The organism is Marinospirillum sp. (genome assembly GCF_014859565.1).
Map to the genome: position 1 here is coordinate 1 of NZ_JACUUA010000361.1, position 2,473 is coordinate 2,473.

At 53.7% G+C, this 2,473-nt stretch carries 3 protein-coding genes; 2 read left to right on the forward strand and 1 reads right to left on the reverse strand.

Annotation, left to right across the window (positions count from 1 at the left end; all coding sequences use genetic code 11):
* Nucleotides 1-641: LptA/OstA family protein (locus IBX50_RS19640; RefSeq protein WP_292258087.1), on the reverse strand; the 641-nt coding region annotated here is incomplete at its 3' end.
* Nucleotides 642-724: 83 nt separating this feature from the next.
* On the opposite strand from IBX50_RS19640, the gene IBX50_RS19645 reads away from it, so the two are divergent.
* Both IBX50_RS19645 and murU read left to right on the forward strand, forming a co-directional pair.
* Nucleotides 725-1,795 (forward strand): phosphotransferase, encoded by a 1,071-nt coding sequence (locus tag IBX50_RS19645; protein ID WP_292258088.1) that lies wholly within the window; start codon nucleotides 725-727, stop codon nucleotides 1,793-1,795.
* The coding region (gene murU / locus IBX50_RS19650) for an N-acetylmuramate alpha-1-phosphate uridylyltransferase MurU (protein WP_292258089.1) at nucleotides 1,785-2,473 on the forward strand (689 nt) is incomplete at its 3' end. The genes IBX50_RS19645 and murU, both read left to right, overlap by 11 nt.

The window sequence follows — 2,473 nt, forward strand, 5'->3', positions numbered from 1 at the left end:
TCCATACGAACATTATAAGCATCACCAAAACCACTCTCCCGGTTCAGGTTCAGCCGCCCGGCGACCAGTCGCCAGGCCTGATCACCAGGTGCACAGGTGGTCAGGGAGGCATCCCGCAGGGTCACCCGCCCATCCGGCAGCTGCTGTAGTTGCCAGGCACTGCCTCTCAGGCGTTGCTGGTGGATGACATAATGAGCTTCACTCAGCTCTAGCTGCTTGGTTTCCAGCAGATACTCACCCTCGGTACCACGCATCAACAGATTGTTCTGCCGCACCACCAGATTACCGAAAAGATCCGCTCGGGTACGATCAGCATTCACCTGCGCCTGGTCTGCAGTGACATAAATTCCGCCTTTACGCAGGCGCACATCATCCTGCAGCAATAAACCACCATCCGGTGAATAATTCAGCTGCCGGGACTCAGCAAACAACCTTGCTGCTGCAAGATTGGTATTCTGCTCGGGAAGCTCCAGCTCAGGAGACAGGTAAAAGCCCTGACAAACCTGACCAACAGGGCGTTGTTCATACACCTGCCAGTCCAGCATTGCCGCTGGCAGTTCTGCCGGAGGCGCGGCATACGACCCGCCCGCCAGCAGCATAAGCGCAGCAGTCATGCTGTATTTGTTGGGTACTAACCTCAAGCGCCACTCCTGAAAAGTGAGCCAGCAGGACACTGCCAAAGCCCGAAAAAACGCGTATTATAGCGCTTCCCACTGTCACTGCCATGATTAATCCTGTTATGAGCCACTACCAGACACCTGTCATCACCGAACGTTCCAAAGCGCTGGATGCCTGGTTGAAACCCTGGTTGCTCGGCTCCACCTGCTCACTGGTCACCGTTGCCGGTGATGCCAGCTTTCGCAGTTATTACCGCCTGCCTGCCGCACAGAATACTCAGGACAAAAACCTGATTCTGATGGATGCACCACCAGAAAAAGAATGCTCCAAAGCCTTTATCCATCTGGCCCGCGCCTGGCATCAGCGCGGTGTACAGGTGCCAGAGTTGCTGGCGTATGATCTTGATCTGGGCGTTGCGCTGCTGCAGGACTTCGGTGATAACCAACTGATGCGCTGTGTTGATATTCAGCATCCTCAGGTCGCAGATCGTTTTTATCAACAGGCCTTGCAACAACTCAGCCAGTTACAACAACTGCCTGCTGATGCCGCAGATGATCACCCCTTGCCAGATTATGACGCTGCCCTGCTAACCCGTGAACTGGATCTGTTTGACGACTGGCTGCTGAATCAACTGCTGGGTATAACAGAGCGTCCAGCCAGCTGGCAGGCATTCAGAGCACAACTGGTACAGGAAGCATTGGATCAGCCGCGCGTGACTGTGCATCGGGATTATCATTCGCGTAACCTGATGCTGCTCAATAACGGACAACTGGGCATACTGGATTTTCAGGATGCCGTTTTTGGCCCCTGCACCTATGACGCTGTTTCACTGATCCGCGACTGTTACCTGCTCTGGCCTCAACCTTTGCAACAAAGCTGGCTGAAGCTGGCACATCAGCTGCACTGTGAAACTTTTAAACCAGTGAGTTTTGCACAATACCACCATTGGTTTGACTGGATGGGTATGCAACGCCACTTAAAAGCCGCTGGGATTTTTGCTCGCCTGTGGTTGCGTGATGGCAAAGCCGGGTATCTGCAGGACATCCCCCGCACCCTGACTCATTTGATACAAGCACTGGATGCCTACCCTGACTATCAGGATCTGCGTGACTGGTTGCAGCAAGACATCCAGACCGCACTGAAATCCCGACTGCAATGCCTGAGACATGATCAGTAAAGCCATGATTTTTGCAGCCGGGCTGGGACAGCGAATGCTGCCCCTGACGCTGCACACCCCCAAACCCCTGCTGCCAGTTGGCGGGCAACCCTTGCTGTTCTGGCATCTGCATCACCTGGCGGCGGCAGGTATTCAAGAAGTAGTGATCAATATCAGCCACCTGGGTGAGCAAATTCGTGCTGCGGTAAAGGATGGCTCACGTTGGGGGCTAGAGGTTCATTTTTCCAGCGAAACCCAACCACTGGAAACCGGGGGCGGCCTGCTGCAAGCACTGCCTCTGCTGGGTGAAGAGGCTTTTTTATTGATCAATGGCGACACCTGGTATCCTGCATTACCCCAGTTTACTCCCCTAGAACCCAATCAGCTGGCTTGCCTGGCACTGGTACACAATCCACCCCAGCACCCACAAGGTGACTTTTACCTTGATCCTGCCAGTGGCAGAATAGAAAATCAGTTTTTTACAGCCGCCTTATCAGTCACTTTTTCCGGCATAAGCCTTATGCACCCTGCCATCCTGCAGCCACAACATCTGCAAGCAGCCTTGGGTCAAAGTTATTACCCCGGTGAAGCCTTTGCGCTGGCTCCACTGCTTCGTTATCTGATCAAGCAACAACAGATCAAAGGGCAACTCTATACCAATCACTGGGTCGATGTTGGCACACCGGAAAGGCTAAACCA